Below are 18,580 nucleotides of genomic sequence, written 5' to 3'. Positions count from 1 at the left end.
TGGGAGGATGACCGCAGAGGTGGGGCAGCGGTCCCGGCTGGCCGCGGTGGACAACCTGAAGGTGCTGCTCGTCGCCTGGGTGATCGGCGGGCACGCGCTCCTCGGGTACTCGGCGGTGGGCGGGTGGCCGTACGACGAGGTCAACGAGGTCACCTTCGAGCCGCACGTCGAGGCCGTGCTCGCCGCCGTCCTCGGCCCGTCCGGGCTGTTCCTGATGGGCACCTTCTACCTGCTGTCCGGCCTGTTCACCCCCGAGTCGGTGGCCCGCAAGGGCGCCGGCCGGTTCGTCCGGGACCGGCTCGTCCGCCTCGGCGTCCCGTTCGCGCTGTCGGCGCTGCTGGTGTGGCCGCTGACGCTGTGGGTGGCCTACCGCGCCGCCGGGCACGACGTCAGCCCGTGGTGGGTGTTCACCCACCGCGACCCGATGCTCGACTCCGGCTCGCTGTGGTTCGTGGAGATCCTGCTGCTGTTCTCCGTCGCCTACGCGCTGTTCGGCAGGCCGCGCGTGACGCCGGTCGTGCTGACCGGCGGCCACCTCGTCGCGGTCACCGCCGGCGTCGTGGTGAGCACGTTCGCGGTGCGGCTGTGGTTCCCGGCGCGCAGCGGGCAGATCGGCGATCTGCACGTCTGGTGGTGGCCGCAGCTGATCGCCATGTTCGGGGTGGGGATCGTGGGCGCGCGCTCGGGCCTGGCGCAGCGGGTGCCGGAGCGGATGTGGCGCGGCAGCCGGGTGGTCGCGGCGCTGGCCATCGTGTCCGTGCCGGTGACCGCGATCGCCCTCGGCGTGTCCGACCTCGCCGGGCAGGCGGGCCCGTTCCTCGGCGGCTGGCGGTGGCAGGCGCTGCTGTTCGCCGCGGTGGAGGCGGTGCTCGTGGTCGGCGGGTCGGTGTGGCTGCTCGGGTGGGCGCAACGGCGGCTGACCCGGGACGGCCCGCTGGCCGTGGCGCTCGCCCGTGGCGCGTTCGCCGCGTTCTTCATCCAGGGGCCGGTGCTCATCGTGCTCGCGGTGGCCGCCCGGCCGTTGCCGTTCCCGGCCGAGGTGAAAGCATTCCTGGTGGCCGCGGTCGCGATCGCGGTGTCTTTCGGGGCGGGCTGGCTATTGACCTCGCGAACCCGTGCGGGCCGGTTTCTGTAATTCATTCGACGGCCGTCGTCAATGGGTTGAACAGGTCCGCCGGGTCAATGTCCCGGCGGTCCGCGCTCACCTAGTGGGAAGCACGGACGGGTGACGCCGGCGCGACACCGCGTGGTTTCCACACCGTGGGACACCTGGGCATACCCGAGACGTGGGTGCGCGCCCCCGTGTGGGAGACTTCGCGCCATGGCTCCTCTTCGCTTCGCCCTGCCCAACAAGGGCTCGTTGAGTGCTCCCGCGGCGCAAATGCTGGCCGAAGCTGGTTACCGGGTGAACAGGTCCGGCCGTGAGCTGATCGTGGCGGACCCGGCAAATGATGTGCAGTTCTTTTTCCTGCGTCCCCGCGACATCGCGGTGTACGTGGGCGAGGGGTCGTTGGACGTCGGCATCACCGGGCGTGATCTGCTGCTCGATTCCACCGTGTCGGCGAAGGAAATCCTGCCGCTCGGCTTCGGCCGGGCGTCGTTCTACTTCGCGTCCAAGCCGGGCGGCATCCACGACGCCGCGGGCCTGGAGGGCAAGCGGATCGCGACCAGCTACCCGAACCTGGTCGGGCACCACCTGGCCGACCTCGGCATCAAGGCGCACCTCGTGCGGCTCGACGGCGCGGTGGAGACCGCCGTGGAGCTGGGCGTGGCCGACGCGATCGCCGACGTGGTCGAAACCGGCATCACGCTGAAGACCTCCGGCCTGGAGACGTTCGGCTCGCCGATCCTCAAGTCCGAGGCCGTGCTGATCCAGGGCGACACGGTCGCCGACGCCCCGGACGCCGTGCGCGCGGTCGAGATCCTGCACCGCAGGCTCCAGGGCGTGCTGATCGCCCGCCGTTACGTGATCCTCGACTTCGACTGCCCGGTGGAGGCGCAGGAGGAGGCCTTCAAGCTGGTGCCCGGCATCGAGTCGCCCACCGTCTCGCCGCTGGCCCGCGAGGGCTGGGTCGCTGTCCGATCCCTCGTGCCGCGCGACGACGCGCCGTTCATCATGGACGAGCTGTGGCGCGTGGGCGCCCGCGCGATCCTGGTCAGCTCCCTGGACACCTGCCGCATCTAGCCACGCGCACCGCGAAAACTCCACGTCCCCACCCCGGGGACGTGGAGTTTTCGCGTTCCGGACGTTCGACTCACCCGTCCTCAGCCCAGGACGCGCGGCTGCTAGATCCGGTCTAGCGGGCCGTCTCGCGCCTACTGGGTGAGAGGAGGTGGCGCGTGGAGCCGCTGTGCATCGCCGTGATCATCGGCAGCACCCGCGAGGGACGCGTCGGTGACGGCATCGGCCGGTGGGTCGCCGAAGTCGCGGCCGAGCGCGACGACGTCGAGCCGGTCGTGCTCGACCTGGCCGACTACGACTTCCCGCCGTGCTACCCGGGCCGGCCGACGCCGGAGATCCGGCGGTTCACCGGGCAGGTGGCCGACGCGGACGGGTTCGTCGTCGTCACCCCCGAGTACAACCGCAGCTTCCCGGCCTCCCTCAAGCAGGCCATCGACTACGCCTACGACGAGTGGCACGCCAAGCCCGCCGGGTTCGTCTCCTACGGCTACCGCTCCGAGGGCTTCCACGCCGTGGAACAGCTCCGAACAGTTTTCACCGAGTTGCACGTCATGACAGTGCGAACGGGCGTCGGCGTGAACCTGCTCGCCGACGAACCGCTCGACACCGAGCACCGCCGCCGGGCCGCGGCGGCGATGTTCGACCAGCTCACCTGGTGGGCGTCGGCCCTCAAGGATGCCCGCACCCGACGCCCGTACGTCTCCTAGCTGTGTTTCACCGAGAAGGGGGAACTCCATGAACGCCATCGAAACGTCGGGCCTGGTCAAGGTCTTCGGCGACACCCGCGCGGTGGACGGCGTCGACCTGACCGTGCCCGCCGGGACGGTGTACGGCCTGCTCGGCCCGAACGGCGCGGGCAAGACCACGACGGTCCGCCTGCTGGCCACCCTGCTACGACCCGACGAAGGGGAGGCGCGGGTGTTCGGTCACGACGTGCGCGCCGATCCGGACGCGGTGCGCCAACTAGTCAGCCTCACCGGGCAGTACGCCTCCGTCGACGAGGACCTGACCGGCACCGAGAACCTGGTCCTGCTGGGCAGGCTGCTCGGCCACACCCGCCCGCACTCCCGCGCCAGGGCCGGGCAGCTGCTGGAGGCATTCGGGCTGACCGACGCCGCGTCCAAGCAGGTCAAGCACTACTCGGGCGGCATGCGCCGCCGCTTGGACATCGCGGCCAGCATCCTCAACACGCCGAAGCTGCTGTTCCTGGACGAGCCGACCACCGGCCTCGACCCGCGCAGCCGCAACCAGGTGTGGGACATCGTCCGCGCGGTCGTCGCGCACGGCACCACCGTGCTGCTGACCACGCAGTACCTGGACGAGGCCGACCAGCTCGCGTCCCGCATCGCGGTGATCGACCACGGCAAGGTGATCGCCGAGGGCACGAAGGGTGAGCTGAAGGCGTCCGTCGGGGTCGGCGCGGTGCACCTGCGCTTGCGTGACGCGGACCAGCGGGAACGGGCGCGGCAGGTGCTGGCCGGCGCGCTGGAGGCCGACGTGCAGCTGGACTCCGACCCGGTCGCGCTGACCGCGCGGCTCTCCGGCCGGGCCACCGAGCAGGCCGCCGAGGCGCTGGCCCAACTCGCCCGCGAGGGCATCACCGTCGACACGTTCTCCCTCGGCCAGCCCAGCCTGGACGAGGTCTTCCTGGCCCTCACCGACAAGAAGGAGGCGGCGGCGTGACCGTCACCAAGGAAGCCGAGCTCCTGCCCGCGCCCAAGGCGGAGGACCTGGCGGCGGTGCTGCTGGAGACCGTGCAGCCGCGCCGGCCGAGCGCGCTGTCGGCGTCGCTCACGTTCGGCTGGCGCGCCGTGCTCAAGATCAAGCACGTGCCCGAGCAGCTGTTCGACGTCACCGCGTTCCCGATCATGATGATTCTGATGTTCACCTACCTGTTCGGCGGCGCGCTGGCCGGGTCGCCGGGGGAGTACATCCAGTACCTGCTACCCGGCATCACGGTGACCAGCGTCGTGATGATCACCATGTACACGGGCGTCGCGGTGAACACCGACATCGAGAAGGGCGTGTTCGACCGGTTCCGCACGCTGCCGATCTGGCGGCCGGCGCCGATGGTCGGCTACATCCTGGGCGACCTGCTGCGGTACGTGCTGGCGTCCGCCGTGATCATGGTGGTCGGCCTGATCCTGGGCTTCCGGCCCGGCGGCGGGTTCGTCGGCGTGGTGCTCGGCGTGGCGGTGCTGGTGGCGTTCTCGTTCGCGTTCTCGTGGGTGTGGACGATGTTCGGCCTGCTGATGCGCAGCGAGAAGTCCGTGATGGGCGTGAGCATGCTCTTCCTGTTCCCGCTGACGTTCCTGTCCAACGTCTACGTCGACCCGGCGACGATGCCGGGCTGGTTGCAGGCGTTCGTCGACGTCAACCCGATCAGCACCCTGGTCGAGGCCGTGCGCGCGCTGATGGCGGGCGAGTTCGACGGCGACGCCATGATGTGGACGCTCGGCTACGGCATCGTGTTCACCGTCGTGTTCGGCGCCCTGACCATGCGCCTGTACAACCGGAAGTGAGCTAGAGCCGGAAGCTCTCGTGTCCTGAGTAGACGCACGTCGCCCCGGTCGAGACGGTCTCCCTCAAGTGGGCCGCGAGACCGGGGTGGCGTTCGTCCAGCTTGCGCAGGGTGTCGCGGATGCGGGCGGTGACGGCTTTGCGGGCCCGTTCGGCTTCGTCGCCGAGCCTGCGGGTGCGACCGGCCAGACCGGCGGCGGTGCGCAGTTCCTCCAGCAGCGCGGCGCGTTCCCGATCCAGGGCGGCGGCGCGGTCGTCGTCGAACGCGCGGTCGATCTCGTCGTCCAGCTGCGCCAGCCGACGCCGGTAGCGGGACTTCGCCTCGTCGTCCAGCACCGGGTCGCCGCCCAACCGCGCCGACGCCACCGCCTCCGGCGCGAGCAACGCCACCGCGGCCACCGGCTCGCCCGGACTGCTCAGCAGCACGTGCAGGTCGCGCAGCCCCTTGGAGTCCGGCATCCGCACGGTGACCCCGTCGTAGGACAACGCCCACACCTCGCCCTCACGCCGGAACTCGCGGACCGGCACCGACCCGGCCGGCCCCGACGGCGCGCCCTGCGCCCGCAACGCCTCCGCCAGGTGGCACCGCGCCCGCGCCACCCACGGCCGGGCCCGCATCCGCTCGGCCGACCCCAGCGCCGCGGTCAACTCGTCCACCGCGTCGTCACACCGGCCGAGCGCCAGGTCCACCAGACCCAGCCACAGGTCCACCGGCCCGCTGATGTCGCACCCGTACAACGACACCAGCCACTTGCCCCGGTGCGGCGCCAACTCCTCGCGCACCCGCGCCGCCAGCTCCCGGTCACCCGCCGCGTGGGCGAACTGGGCCCGGAACCGCAGCCACAGCGGCTCGAACGACGCGTGCGACCGGTCGTCCTGGACGGGCTGCTCGAGGTGGACCCGGGCGGCCGCCACGTCACCGCGTTCGAGGGCGGCGATGCCCGCCGGCAGCCCCGGGTACGGGTAGTTGCTCGCGAGGATCTCCGGCGCCAACTCGTCCAGCTCGGCGAACTTCCCCTGCAACACCAGCAACGCCCACCGCAGGTGCAGGTACATCATCCGGAACCCGGTGTGGTTGCTCGCACCCAGCTCGATCGCCCTGGCCAGCAACGCCTCCGCCTCGACGAACCGGCCCTGCATCGCGGTGATGATCGACTGGTCGATCGCGGCCGAGAAGTTGAACCGGCTCATGCCCAGCCGCTCCGACAGCGCGACGAACGCGTGCAGCTGCTCGACGTAGCGCGGGTCGCCGAGCTCCACCAGCGCCACCCACCGGAACGACGTGGCGAAGTGCTCGACGGTGTGGTCGCCGCTGCGCCGCGACACGGTGATCAGCTCGTCGATCAACGCCAGCCGCTGCTCGGCGTTGCCGATGCCCACAGTCGTGTCGTGCACCGCCCACAGCCCTGAGGCCAACGCGTCGTCGTCGCCTCCACCGCGCGCCACCTCGGCGGCGTGCAGGCTCATCTCCCGCGCCAACACCTCCGTCGGCACATCGGGCGCCGGCCCGATCAACCGGCAGTACGCCTCCCGCACCACCGCGGTGGCCCGCGCCTCGTCCTCGGCGAACCGGTAGACCGCCAACGCGATCCGGGCGAACGGCTCCGCGTCGTCCAGCTCCCGCGCCAGCGCCGCCGCCTCGTCGAAGATCTTCCGCGCCTCCGCGGGCTCGGCGCAGTGGTACAGCTCGTTGCCGAGCTCCAACGCCACCGCGATCCGCCGCCTGGCGCCCTCGGCCCGCTCCAGCGCCCGCCGGTAGTGCCCGGCCGCCTCCTCGACCGCCATCCGCCGGCTCGCGTCCCGCGCCGCCGCCACGATCAGGTCCACCGCGCGGTCGGCCGCCAACCGGTCCCCGGCCAGGTGCGCGTGCCGGGCCAGGTCCGCCGGGAACACCTGCTCCGCGAGGTCGCCGTCCAACGCCTGCACCACCGCCGCGTGCCGTGCGTCCACATCGGACAGCGAGCCGTACAGCGCCTCGCGCACCAGGTCGTGCGCGAACGAGAACCGACCACCGCCCAACCCGTGCACCAGCCGTGCTTGCGCGGCCTGGTCGAGCAACCGGTCCACCGCCGGCACCGGCAGCGAGGCCGTGGCGGCCAACACCTTCCGGTGGAACTCGTGCCCCAGCACCGCCGCCGTCGTCAACAGGTCGCCGACCGGCGCGGGCAGCAACGACAACCGCCGCCCCAACGCGTCACGCACCCCGGGCGCGACCGCCGTCACCGACCCACCGCCGTGCCACAGCCGCGCCGTCTGCTCCACGAAGAACGGATTACCGCCCGTGCGCAAGTGCACCTCGGCCACGAGCTCCGGCTCCGGCTCGCGCCCCGCCGTCCGCGCCATCAACTCACCGACCTCGGCCGGCGCCAACCCGGTCAACGCCACCGTTGCGGCCCGACTGAGCAACGGCGTCATCAACGGCCTCAGCGGATGGCCCTCCGCGTCCACCTCGTTGTCACGATAAGTGCCGATCAGCAGCACCCGCTCGAACCACGTGTGCTGCGCCGCGAACTCCAACAACTTCAACGACGCCGAGTCCGCCCAGTGCAAGTCCTCCAGCACGACCACCACCGGCCGATGCTGCGACACCGCCACCAACGCCGAGGTCACCGCGTCGTACAGCGCGAAGCTCTCCGACCTGTGCTCCGAGGGCTCCTCACCGAGCAACACCGCCAGCGGCCCCCGGTCCACCGCCTCCCACTCCTGGACCGCCGCCGCCCGCCGCAACGCCCGGATCACCTGCACCCACGGCCAGTAACCGGGCGCGCTCTCGGAATCCCAACAGGACCCACCGAGCACCAACGCCCCCACCCGCCGCGCCCGCTCCGCCGCGCCGGTCACCAACGTGGTCTTACCGATCCCCGCCTCACCCGCGACCAGCACCAACCCACCGTGGCTGCCAACCGCACGGTCTACCTCCGCGCTCAGCACCCCGGCTGGGTGGTCACGTCCGATGAGTCGCATAGCAACCAGAAACTTAGCCCATCAGACCGACAACAGGCGTGCGTTCAGGCGATGTCCAGCACCAAAACTCGCTCACGTGTGCGAATCGCCCACCCCCGCCGCCCTACCCAAAGGAAGGGCTTCGTGTCATCCCGCCGACCTGGCTCCGCCCTACCGCGCGCGTCAAGGGGGCCTGTGCGTCCCTTGCCCGCCCCTCCGCCAATACCGGCCCCCTTGACGCGTGTGGTAGCCCGTAGGGAGGTCGGTGGGATGACACGAAACCCGACCAACAACGGACCCGCCGCCGAACCACCCACCGGCCCGTCATCCTGCTGATCTGGCCCGTCCGGCGAGGACTCTCTTAATCTTTAAAGCTCTTCCACCCCACCCACCGCACCCGCCCCGTCCACCGAACCCAACTCACCCAACCGCGCAAACGCCGCATCCACCGCCCCGGGCAACACCTCCGGATCGCCATCCGCCAACGCATTCCCCGCCGCGAAGCAGGCCATCGCCAACTGCGGCGCAAGCGCCGCCACCTCAGCCGACGCACCGCGCTCGAGCAGGTTGGCCCGGAGGATCTGGGACAACCTGGCGAACTTGCGCGCCGCACGGTCCCGCAGCTCCGGGTTCTCGCGCAGCAGCCGTTCGTGCGTGCGGTAGTGCTCACCGTCCGCCGTCAGCTCTCGGCACAGCTCCGTCGCCACCACCCGCAGCTGCGCCAGCGCGCCCGCCAAGTCCGTCACCGGCGGCAACGCCCGGTGTCGTTCGCTCAGCGCCTCGACGATCGCCTGCTCGTCGGAGAACACCACTTCCTGCTTGTCGCCGAAGTGGCGGAAGAACGTCGTGCGACCCACCTCGGCCCGTTCGGCGATGTCGGTGACCGTCACCGCGGCGAACCCGCGTTCGTCGAACAGCTCGAACGCCGCCTCCACGATCTGTTCCCGCGCGCGCTGCTGCTTGCGCAAGCGCAGCGGCATCCGTTCCGACATGGCCTCAGCATAGCGGCCCCGGTACGAAGTCCGGTACGGTACTGAGTACCACTTCGAACTACGTACCAGGAGCGACCATGGGCACCACGGGCACCACATTGATGACCGGCGCAAGCCGTGGCCTCGGCCGCGAAGCCGCCGAACACCTGCTCCGCCACCACCCGGACCGGCACCTGCTCGTGCTCAACCGCAAGCCCGGCCTGGCCGCCGAACTGACCGCGGTCACCGGCAACCGCAACGTCTCCGAGGTGGTCGGCGACCTGGCGTCGTTCGCCGACATCCGCCGCGTCGCCGCCGAGGTCGAGGGGCCGCTGGAGGGGTTCCTGGGCAACGCGGGCTTGCAGATGGCGACCACCCGCAAGCTCACCGCCGACGGCTTCGAGATGACCTTCGGCGTGAACGTGCTGGCCTACCACCTGCTGCTGAACCTGCTCCTGCCGCGCTTCACGAACCCGGCGCGGATCATCGTGGTCGGCAGCGACGTGCACGACGCCGACCTCAACACCTTGGGCCTGATCCCACCGCCGCGCTGGGACCACCCGCGCGAGCTGGTCAAGCCGGGCAAGGACTCCGGCAGGGAGGGCAGGCGGGCCTACGCCACCAGCAAGCTCGGCGTGATCTACCTGGTCCACGCGCTGCGGCGCCGGCTACCGGAGGGCGTGGACGTCTACTCCTACAACCCCGGGCTGGTGCCGGGCACAGAGCTGTCGCGCGACGCCGGTCGGCTCGGCCGGGCCGCGTTCCGCGCGGTCGGCAAGGCGCTGGTCGCCCTGCCGGTCGCCACCACCCCCGCCGAAGCCGGCCGACTCCTGGCGGAGGCGATGGCGGGGCCGCGCCCCGGCGAGAGCGGTTCCTACATCAACAAGGGCAAGGTGGTCCCGTCATCGTCGGAGTCCTACGACGAGCGACGCGAGGAGGAACTGTGGGCCACCGCCAACGAACTGTGCGGCCTCTGAGGCGTCCCGCACAACGCTTTCACCGCACGGGCCTTCTTACCCCCATCCGCACCTTCCCCACCCGCACCGGGCCGCTCACCGACAAGCGGCCCGGCGCGGCCCGCGTCACCCGAGGGGCTCGACCCAGATGTTGCGGAACCTGACGTTCTCACCCGGATCACCGTGGTCCTGCAGCCGCAACGGCCCCGCCGTCGGCCCTTCCGCCGCACCACCACCGGTCGGCCCGTCGACCACGAAGTCCTGATGGACCGTGACCCCGTTCCACACCACCGTGACCCGCGCGTTCGCGATCTTCACCCCCGCGCCGTCGAACCGGGCCGCCCGGAACGTGACGTCGTACGCCTGCCACGTCTGCGGCGCGCTGCCCGCGTTGACCGACGCCGCCCGCTTCAAGTAGACGCTCCCCGCCTCATCGGCGCCCAACGGCTGCTTCCCGAAGCTGTCCAGGATCTGCAACTCGTACCGGTCCTGGAGGTAGACACCGCTGTTGGCCCGCTGCTGCCCCGTCACGTTCGACGGCAGGTTCGGCAACCAGAACTCCAGGTGCAGCTTGAAGTCCCCGAACACCTGCCTGCTGCGGATGTCGCCGCCGAGCGCCTCCATCGACCCGCCCGCCACCGGCCACGACGGGGCGCTGCCGTCGGCGTTGCGCCAGTTCTCCGTGCCGCCACCGCCGTACAGGACGACGCGCTGGGCCGGGGTGACCGTCAGGTAGTCCAGGTTCACGTGCCCGACGTCCCCGCTGTCCACCCGGTACGCGATGGTGTTCGCGCCCGCCCGCAGCGTCAACGCCTCGGTGTGCGTCGCCCACGTGTCCCACGTCCCCGTATCGGCCAACGCCACCTGCCTGACCTTCGCACCGTTGACGTACACGCTCACCGTCTTGGTCCCGGACGACGGGTTGGGCCCGTTGCTGTAGCGCAGCCCCACGTTGTGCGAGCCTGCCGCCGCCGCGTTCACCGCGAACCGCGTGGTCGCACCCTGAGTCCCGTACCCGTCGACGAATCCCGAGCCCGAGTAGCCGGTGTGGTCGGTGTTGACCCCCGCGCCGCCGGACAGGGCCGCGCTCTCGGCCTCGAACGACTGCGTGGCCGACGGCGCGGCGCCGACGAGGTTGTTGAGCGTGTACCAGGCCTCGGTGTTCCACAGCGGCACGCCGGTGTTCGACGAGAACGGCCGCGGCGAGCGGAGGTGCACCACCCGACCGGCCTTGAGACCGTTGAGCTTCAACGTGACCTTCCGGCCGTCCGCGGACACCGCCGCAGAGGCGACCGAGAGGCTTTCCTGGTCCACCTTCGGCCCGCCGTACGTCGGCGCCGCCGCGTACCGCCACTGCGTGGCCCGGTACCGACCGGCGAGCCCGGCCGCCGTCTCCGCCGACAGCGGCTGGGTGTACTCGATCTCGAACCCTCCCGCGATCGCCCGCATCGCCAGCACGTCGAACGTCCGGCCGCCGTTGGGCGCGAGCTTCTGCAGCCCGTACAGCAGCTTGCCGTCCTGGCCCCAGTTGCCGCCGTCCCCGATGCCGCCGACGTAGATCGCGCCGTCCGGGCCGAGGCTGATCCGGTTCACGCCGGCCTCCAGCCCCTGCGTCATCCGGAACACCGCGCCCTGGTACTCGCCGTTGACCTTCTCCAGGAACGCGCGCTGCAACCCGCCGTACGTCACGTCGCCGAAGACCATCTGCCCGGCGTAGACGCCCTGGGTGAGCTGGACGGGCGTGCTGGGGGAGTTGGCGATCTCGTTCTGCGGCAACCACAACACCGGCGGGCTGACCGGCTTCGCGTCGAACGGGCCCGCCGGGTTGGTGTAGTGGTTGAAGAACCGGTCCTGCTTGATGTGCACCATCTTCGACGCGGGCAGGTAGCCGCCCTGGTTGTCGTTGACGAAGATGCCGCCCTCCGGACCCCAGCCGATCCCGTTGGGCGTGCGCAGGCCGCCCGCGATGTAGCTGACCTGCCCGGTCGCGCGGTCCACCTTCACCGTCGTGCCCCGGTTCGCCGCGGGCTGCGGGTTGGTCGTGGCGCCGCCCTCGTTGATCGCGACGGAGAGGCTGAGGTAGAACGCCCCGCTCTGGTACAGCAGGCCGAACGCGAACTCGTGGAAGTTGCCGCCGTACGGCCACGACGCCACCGCGCGCGACTGGTCGATCACGTCGTCGCCGTTGGTGTCGGTCAGCTCGGTCAGCTGGTGCTTCTGCGACACGTAGATCCTGCCGTCGAGCACCTTCAGGCCCATCGGCTCACGCAGGTTCGTCGCGATCCGCTTGGTGGTGACCCGGTCCGGCGAGGTGGCGCCGGTGACGTTGCCGAGCACCCAGACCTCGCCGGTGTCGGTGCTCTTGCCGTCCCAGGTGGCGATGGCCAGGCGGCCGTCGGGGAACCAGTCCATCGCGCTGACCCGCGGCTGGAAACCGGTGGGGCGCAGGGTGGTCAGCGTGTAGTCCGGGTGCACGGAGTTGAGCGGCAACCCGTCGCCGGGGGAGTCGGAGCCGGTCGCGCAGTCCTTGCGGCCGGGCGCGGTGACCCGCACGACGTCCGCGTCCGTGCTCAGCGCCGAGTTCGGCACGACCGTGAAGCCGGTGGCGCCCGGCGGCCTCCACTGCAACGTCAGCTGCTGCCCGCCGTCGCGCTCGAAGTGGTCGATCAGCAGGGAGTGGTAGCCGGTCGACAGGGTGACCGTGCCGTCCTTGGGGTCCGGACCGTGCAGCCCGTCGTGGTCGACCACGACGCCGCCGTCCACGGCCAGCCGCGACCCGTCGTCGCTGAGCAGCCGGAACGCGTAGGTGCCCGCCTGCGTGACGTTGAGGTTGCCGGTGACCTGGGCGACGAACCGGTCGGCGAACCCGAAGTCGGTGGTCGTCGTCCAGTCGACGGTGGGCATGAGCTTGTCGACGTTGGGCGTCTGGGCGGGCTTGAGCGCGCACAGCTTGTCCAGCGGCACCTGGACGTCGAAGACCCGCAACGTCACGCCGGGCTCTTGGGGCGGCACGGCGTCGTCGCGGGGATCGGCCGTCGCCGGCAGGCCCGAGCCGCCGATCAGCAGGGCCGCCGCTAACAGGCCGAGGGCGGGGTTGCGCGTCCGTCGCGCTGTCCATCTCATGATCCATGCTCCAGGAGGGCAGGGACGACCACGCGGTGTCCGACGTCGTCGTCGCACGGTTGCAGGGTCCGCACGCGGTGGCGGGGTGTGGCAGGGGAGCTGTGGTCGGGTCACAGGGGATGGGCGGAACGTGGTGAACGGTAGGTCGCCGGCAGTGGTCTAGTCCAGAACTTTCGCTGATTCTGACCGGACTTTTGTCTGGTTCTTACATAAGTCTTCGGGGTTGCGGACCCCCGACTCTTTCTCCGCGCCCATGCCCGCCCTATGCTTCTGGGAGCGCTCCCAGAGCGCAGCCCGGCTCGTGCCCTGCCAACGGCGGTGAAGGGACCAACGACGTGAGGTTGTTACTGCTCGTCTCGCTGATAGCCCTGACCCTCGCCCCACCGGCCGCGGCGGCGCCGGGCGAGTGGATCGAGGCGGAGGGCGGCGCCCTGTCCGGCGTCGTGGTCGAGACGTCCGTCGAGGGTTTCTCCGGCGCCGGTTACGTCGGCGGGTTCGACGAGGCCGCCGACCACGTGAGCATCACGATCCCGGACAGCCCCGGCGGGCTGCACGACCTCACCGTCCGCTACGCCGCGCCCTACGGCCCGAAGCAGACGGCCGTCTCCCTCAACGGCGCCTCCGTGGGAGAGGTGGCGCTGGCCGAGAACCCCGGCTTCACCGAGGCCACCGGCGCGAAGCTGCTGCTGGCCGAGGGCGACAACACGGTCACCTTCACCACCGGCTGGGGCTGGTACCTGATCGACGCGATCAAGGTGACCCCCAGCGCACCTCCCGCGCCCGGCGTCCACGAAGCCGAGGACGGCGAGCTGAACGGCACCGTGGTCGAGTCGAGCGTGGCCGGCTTCTCCGGTCGCGGTTACGTGGCGGGCTTCGACACCGGCACGGACAACGTGACCATCACGATCCCGGACAGCCCCGGCGGCCTGCACGACCTCACGATCCTCTACGCCACCCCGTACGGCGCGAAGACGGCGTCGCTCTCCCTCAACGGCAGCGGCCTCGGCGACGTGCAGTTCCCCGAGCACCCGACGTTCACGTCGATCCCGGCCGGCAAGGTGCTGCTGGTCCCCGGCGACAACACGGTCACCATCACCAACAACTGGGGCTGGTACCTGATCGACGCCATCAAGGTGACGCCCAGCGCGCCGCGCGGCCCGCACCAGGTCACCGGCGCGTTGACCGACCCGGCCGCCACCACCGAGGCCAAGGGCGTGATGCGCTACCTGGCCGACAACTACGGCGAGAACATCCTGTCGGGTCAGCAGGACCAGGCGAGCATCGACTGGGTCGAGCAGAACATCGGCGAGGCGCCCGCCATCGGCGGCTACGACCTGATGGACTACTCGCCCAGCCGGGTCGAGCGCGGCACCGTCGGCCGCGACGTCGACCACGCCCTCGCTACGACCAGCGCGGCGGTATCGTCACCCTGGCCTGGCACTGGAACGCCCCGTCCGGCCTGATCGACCAGCCGGGCAAGGAGTGGTGGCGCGGCTTCTACACCGACGCCACCACCTTCGACCTCGCCGCCGCCCTCGCCGACCCGACCTCCACCGACTACCGGCTGCTGATCCGCGACATGGACGCGATCGGCGTGCAGCTCAAGCGCCTCGCCGACGCCAAGGTCCCGGTCCTGTGGCGACCGCTGCACGAGGCCGAGGGCGGCTGGTTCTGGTGGGGCGCCAAGGGGCCGGGCCCGGCCAAGCAGCTCTACCGCCTGCTGCACCAGCGGCTGGTCGGCCACCACGGCCTGCACAACCTGATCTGGGTCTGGAACTCCGTCTCGCCCGACTGGTACCCCGGCGCCGACGTCGTCGACGTGGTCAGCATGGACTCGTACCCGCCGCAGGGCGACCACGGTCCGGTGATCGGCCCGTACGAGAAGCTGGTCGACCTCGGCGAGGACCGCAAGCTCGTCGCCCTGGGCGAGGTCGGCTCCATCCCGGACCCCGACCTGGTCCGCGCCTACGAGGCCCGCTGGTCCTGGTTCGTCACCTGGAGCGGCTCGTTCATCCAGGACGGCGTGGTCAACCCGCGCGACTTCGTGCACCGCGTGTACGACCACGCGAACGTGATCACCCTCGACGAGCTGCCGGACTTCAAGACGACCCAGGGCGACTGCGCCGCGACCATGCGCGTGGTGGCGCAGTGGGGCACCGGGTACCACGTCGAGATCACCGTGCGGCACCAGGAGAACTCGCCGTCCGCGGGCTGGCGGGTGAGCTGGCCGTTCCCGAACGGGCACGTCCGGCACGCCTGGGGCGCGACCATCACCACCGACGGCACGACCGCGACGGCCAGGAACGTCTCGTGGAACTCGGCGATCAAGCCGGGGGAGAGCGTCACGTTCGGGTACCTCGCCAGCGGCTCCCCGACAGCGCCTGCGTTGACTTGCGCTATCGGGTGATCACGTCCGGTGGACCGGCGGGAGCGAACAGGGGACCGGACGCGGTGTCCGCACCCACCTCCCGCCACCACCGGGCTTGTTCCGGTGTCGTGACGTCGGCGGCGGTCACCCCGACGCCGGCGTCACGCACCACCTCCAGCACACCGGCCAACGCCCGCGCCACCGCCGTTCCCGGTCGCGTGGCGGGCGACCGCGCCATCCGCACCGCCCGCACCGGCACGCCGTCGAGCAGGCGCGCCAGGTCGTCCGGCGCGGCGGTGAAGTCCTCCACCTCGACGCCCACCCCGTCCTCGACCAGGTACCTCAGCGTGTCGGCCGCGTCGCCGCGCTCGCCGGAGAACGCCTGACCGGGCGCGCCGAGCCGCAGCGACGACGCGGGCAACCCGGTGTCGGACAACGCCTCCCGCACCACGGCGTGCAGCTCCGGGTCCGCCGCCTGGCTCGGCGTCAACGCCCACCGCACCGGCAGGTCGCGGCCCCGCTCCCGCCGCCACGACCGGGCCTGCTCGCACGCCGCGCGCAGCGCCCACGTGCCCAGCGGCACGATCAGCCCGGTGTCCTCGGCCAGGGCGAGGCACTGCTCGTGCGGCAGCGCGCCCGCCGTCGGGTGGTCCCACCGCAGCACCGCCTCGGCCGACTCCACGCGCCCGTCCGCCAGCCGCACCACGGGCCGGTACAGCACCGTGATCTCGCCGTTCTCCCACGCGCCGGGCATGGTCGCGGCCAGGCTGAACGCGCGCCGGTCCCGACCGTCCCGCGCCGGGTCGTACAGCTCCCACTGCCTGCGCCCGTTGCCCTTGGCCCGCCGCAACGTCAGGTCGGCCGAGTCGAGCAGGTCCGAGGGCGCCGAGTCGCGCGGCGGCCGGTGCACCACGCCGATCGTCGCCGACACCGCCACCCGATTGCCGCCGGAGTCGAACGGCGCGGACAACAGGTCGTTGATCCGGCGGATCGTGGTCACCACGTCGGGGGTGGTCGGGGTGTTCTCGATCAGGATCGCGAACTCGTCGTGCCCGAACCGGGCCACCATCGCGTTCTCCTCGGCCACGACCGCGCCCAGCCGGCCGGCGACGACCTTGAGCACGTGGTCGCCGACCTCGCGGCCGAGGCCGCCGGTGATCCGCGAGATGCCGTCCAGGTCCAGGTGGAACACGGTGACGCCCGTGCCGGGATCGGCCGTGCGCAGCGCCTGCTCGAGCCTGCTGGTGAAGTACTGGCGGTTGGGCAGCCTGGTCAGCACGTCGTGCAGCGCCTGGTGGTTGAGCTGGCCTTGCAGCAGGTTGACGTCGGTGGCGTCCTCGGCGAGCACGATCACCTGGGCGTGGCCCTCCAACCGGCGCAACGGCGACAGCGTGAGCATCACCCAGGCCGGCTCGCCGTCGCCGCGCAGCAGCCGGCGCGGCTGGGTGACCGACCCCGTGCCGCCGTCGGCCAGCTCCGCGAACTCGGCACGCAACGCCGTCCGCTCGTCCGGGTGCGCCAGCTCGATCAGCGACGACCCGGCAAGCTCGGCGGGCGGGCGGTCCACGATCCGGGCCAGCGCGCCGTTGGAGCGCACCAGCCTGCCGTCCGGGTCGGCCGTCGCGATGCCGGTGGACAGGTGGTGCTCCAGCAGCTCGAACCTGGCCTCGCCGTACTGGAGCTCCACCTGCGCCTCGCGCATCGCCTTGTACAGCGAGCGGCCGAGCTGCTCCTGCTGGGTCAGCACGGTGGCGCGGGTCTTGTCGACGAAGCCGGCCGAGAGCGAGGCGATCACGTCGACCACGCGTTCGCGCAGCTTGTCCGGCGGCGCGAGGGAGGACATGCCGAGCAGGCCCTTGCTCACGATCTCCACCGAGACCCGCAGCGCCTCGGCGGTGGTGCAGTTCAGGTCGACCAGCACCGCGCCGACCTCGTAGCCCGCGCGCTGCGCCAGCGACTCGGTCGCCACGCCCGCGCACAGCCGTTCGACCAGCCCGAGCAGCTGCCGTTCCAGCTCGACGGCGGTGAGCGGGACGAACGTGCGGGAGCTGAGCAGGTAGGCCCACTTCTTCGCGAGCTTCGTCCGGGCCCGCAGCCCGTCCGCGTCTCGGGGGACCGCGGCGGTCATCACCGACCCCCGGCTACCGGCTCACGGTCCGGCTCCGGCTTGCGGCCGACGCCCGCCCAGACCCGGGTGTCGTCCTCGTAGGTCCTGGCCACGCTCGGCACTGTGGTGTCGATGCCCTCGGGCACCCAGTCCAAGTCGGTCATGGCGCGCTCCGGGCTTTCGCGAATCGGTCGAGGGGACGGGCGGACCAGAACATCCAACCGCTCGCGACGCACGGGCACCAGCGGATTCGACCAACTTGACTCCAATGCGCGATCCCGCCGGGCTCCGAACGGCGCATAGAGTGCACGCCGATGACCGCCAGTGCGAATGCCGGGAAAACCGAGGTGCCCACGGTTCCCGGGCGATTACCGCTGCTCGGGCACACCGCCGCCATCCTGCGACAACGGCTCGCCTTCACCACCGAGCTGCGGACCCACGGCTGGGTCGTGCGGGTCTACCAGGGCAAACTACCGCTGCACTTCGTCACCACCGCAAAATTGGCGCACCAAGTGCTCACCGGCGACACGGACAAGTTCGACAAGGGCCTCTTCATCGACAAACTGCGGCTGGCGTTCGGGAACGGCCTGGTCAGCACCGACGGCGAATTCCACCGCCGGCCACCGCGGATGATCCAACCCACCTTCCACCGCCGTCCGCTCACCCGGTATTCGGAGACGATGACCGCACTGGCCGCCGATCCGGCGAATTCCTGGCGGGATGGACAAGTGCTGGAGTTGGGCCGGGTCATGCAGGACCTCGCGATCACCGTGATCGGCCGGACGCTGTTCTCCACCGACTTCGCGCGGTCGGTGAGCGCGGAGATCCGGGCGCACACGCCGACGCTCATCCGGCTCGGCGTGGTCCGGGCCCCTGTCGCCCGCCGGGCTCGAGAAGCTGCCCCGGCTGCCGTACTTGCGGCGCGTGATCACCAAGGCTTTGCGCCACTACCCGTTGTGGCTCATGCTGCGGCGCGCCGACACGTCGGTCTCCTTGGGCGATGTGCGGGTGCCGGCGGGCCGGAGGTCGGCTTCAGCCCGCACGCGCTGCACTACGATCCCCGCTACTACGACGACCCAGCGCGGTTCGACCCCGCCGTGGGCACGCGTGACGCGGCGGTGTGCGGCCTGCCCGCCACGGACTGCTCGACGTCGGAGACGCTGCGCGCGGCCGAGGCGCCGTACTTCCGCAGTCCGCTGAGGGCCTGCGCGCTGTCCGGCTACGGCCACTCGATGAACCTCGCGCCCAACGCGCGGGACTACTGCTCGGCGGTCTCCTCCTGGGTCTCGCAGGAGGTCGGCCGCTGACCGGTGGGAGTCGATGCTGCGCCTGAAGGCCGCGGTCAGCCCGGTCGAGGCGTTCGTGGACGAGAAGTTCCAGTCGGTGATCGACGACCCGACCGGCGTCGAC

At 71.2% G+C, this 18,580-nt stretch carries 14 protein-coding genes; 9 read left to right on the top strand and 5 right to left on the bottom strand.

Annotated elements, in window-relative coordinates:
• Positions 1-7: 7 nt before the first annotated feature.
• The 5 genes from AB0I91_RS25055 to AB0I91_RS25035 all read left to right on the top strand — a co-directional run bounded on the left by AB0I91_RS25055 (position 8) and on the right by AB0I91_RS25035 (position 4,704).
• Positions 8-1,135, top strand: a complete 1,128-nt coding sequence (locus AB0I91_RS25055) for an acyltransferase family protein (RefSeq protein ID WP_499639105.1) — start codon at positions 8-10, stop codon at positions 1,133-1,135.
• Between the two features lie 186 nt (positions 1,136-1,321).
• Complete coding sequence (gene hisG / locus AB0I91_RS25050) at positions 1,322-2,185, top strand: ATP phosphoribosyltransferase (protein ID WP_498780155.1); 864 nt, start codon at positions 1,322-1,324, stop codon at positions 2,183-2,185.
• 155 nt (positions 2,186-2,340) lie between these two features.
• Positions 2,341-2,889 (top strand): NADPH-dependent FMN reductase, encoded by a 549-nt coding sequence (locus tag AB0I91_RS25045; RefSeq protein ID WP_498780153.1) that lies wholly within the window; start codon positions 2,341-2,343, stop codon positions 2,887-2,889.
• Positions 2,890-2,917: 28 nt separating this feature from the next.
• Complete coding sequence (locus tag AB0I91_RS25040) at positions 2,918-3,865, top strand: ATP-binding cassette domain-containing protein (RefSeq protein ID WP_498780151.1); 948 nt, start codon at positions 2,918-2,920, stop codon at positions 3,863-3,865.
• Positions 3,862-4,704, top strand: coding sequence for an ABC transporter permease (locus AB0I91_RS25035; protein ID WP_498780150.1), 843 nt, complete (start codon positions 3,862-3,864; stop codon positions 4,702-4,704). The genes AB0I91_RS25040 and AB0I91_RS25035 overlap by 4 nt, the downstream gene beginning before the upstream one ends.
• Before the next feature lies 1 nt (position 4,705).
• Here AB0I91_RS25035 and AB0I91_RS25030 read toward each other — a convergent pair whose 3' ends face one another.
• Entirely contained in the window at positions 4,706-7,666 is a 2,961-nt protein-coding gene (locus AB0I91_RS25030; RefSeq protein ID WP_499639104.1) for an ATP-binding protein, read from the bottom strand.
• Positions 7,667-8,013: 347 nt separating this feature from the next.
• Positions 8,014-8,637, bottom strand: a complete 624-nt coding sequence (locus AB0I91_RS25025) for a TetR/AcrR family transcriptional regulator (RefSeq protein ID WP_498780146.1) — start codon at positions 8,635-8,637, stop codon at positions 8,014-8,016.
• 77 nt (positions 8,638-8,714) lie between these two features.
• Between AB0I91_RS25025 and AB0I91_RS25020 the strand changes: the two genes are divergently transcribed.
• On the top strand, positions 8,715-9,593 hold the full coding sequence (locus tag AB0I91_RS25020) for an SDR family NAD(P)-dependent oxidoreductase (protein WP_498780145.1): 879 nt from the start codon (positions 8,715-8,717) through the stop codon (positions 9,591-9,593).
• 105 nt (positions 9,594-9,698) lie between these two features.
• Here the strand turns inward: AB0I91_RS25020 and AB0I91_RS25015 are convergent, their stop codons facing one another.
• On the bottom strand, positions 9,699-12,695 hold the full coding sequence (locus AB0I91_RS25015) for a 3-keto-alpha-glucoside-1,2-lyase-like domain-containing protein (RefSeq protein ID WP_499639103.1): 2,997 nt from the start codon (positions 12,693-12,695) through the stop codon (positions 9,699-9,701).
• Positions 12,696-13,030: 335 nt separating this feature from the next.
• Between AB0I91_RS25015 and AB0I91_RS25010 the strand changes: the two genes are divergently transcribed.
• Together AB0I91_RS25010 and AB0I91_RS25005 are read left to right on the top strand one after the other, a co-directional pair.
• On the top strand, positions 13,031-14,158 hold the full coding sequence (locus tag AB0I91_RS25010; RefSeq protein ID WP_499639101.1) for a CBM35 domain-containing protein: 1,128 nt from the start codon (positions 13,031-13,033) through the stop codon (positions 14,156-14,158).
• Complete coding sequence (locus AB0I91_RS25005) at positions 14,116-15,102, top strand: glycosyl hydrolase (protein ID WP_499639157.1); 987 nt, start codon at positions 14,116-14,118, stop codon at positions 15,100-15,102. The genes AB0I91_RS25010 and AB0I91_RS25005 overlap by 43 nt, the downstream gene beginning before the upstream one ends.
• On the opposite strand, the gene AB0I91_RS25000 is transcribed toward AB0I91_RS25005, so the two are convergent.
• Entirely contained in the window at positions 15,092-17,191 is a 2,100-nt protein-coding gene (locus AB0I91_RS25000) for a putative bifunctional diguanylate cyclase/phosphodiesterase (RefSeq protein ID WP_499639099.1), read from the bottom strand. The genes AB0I91_RS25005 and AB0I91_RS25000 overlap by 11 nt on opposite strands.
• On the bottom strand, positions 17,191-17,334 hold the full coding sequence (locus AB0I91_RS24995) for a hypothetical protein (protein WP_499617944.1): 144 nt from the start codon (positions 17,332-17,334) through the stop codon (positions 17,191-17,193). Before AB0I91_RS24995 ends, AB0I91_RS25000 begins: the two co-directional genes overlap by 1 nt.
• Positions 17,335-17,484: 150 nt before the next feature.
• Here AB0I91_RS24995 and AB0I91_RS24990 point away from each other — a divergent pair, with 150 nt between their 5' ends.
• Positions 17,485-18,477 carry a cytochrome P450 gene (locus AB0I91_RS24990; protein ID WP_499639097.1) on the top strand — a complete coding sequence of 331 codons (993 nt, stop codon included), beginning with the start codon at positions 17,485-17,487 and terminating at the stop codon, positions 18,475-18,477.
• Positions 18,478-18,580: the final 103 nt, after the last annotated feature.

The sequence above is a fragment of the Actinosynnema sp. NPDC049800 genome, from assembly GCF_040656635.1.
In the GTDB taxonomy this organism is placed as follows: Bacteria; Actinomycetota; Actinomycetes; order Mycobacteriales; family Pseudonocardiaceae; genus Actinosynnema.
The sequence above is the reverse complement of the archived record's forward strand: the minus strand, read 5'-3'. Positions and strand labels throughout refer to the sequence as shown.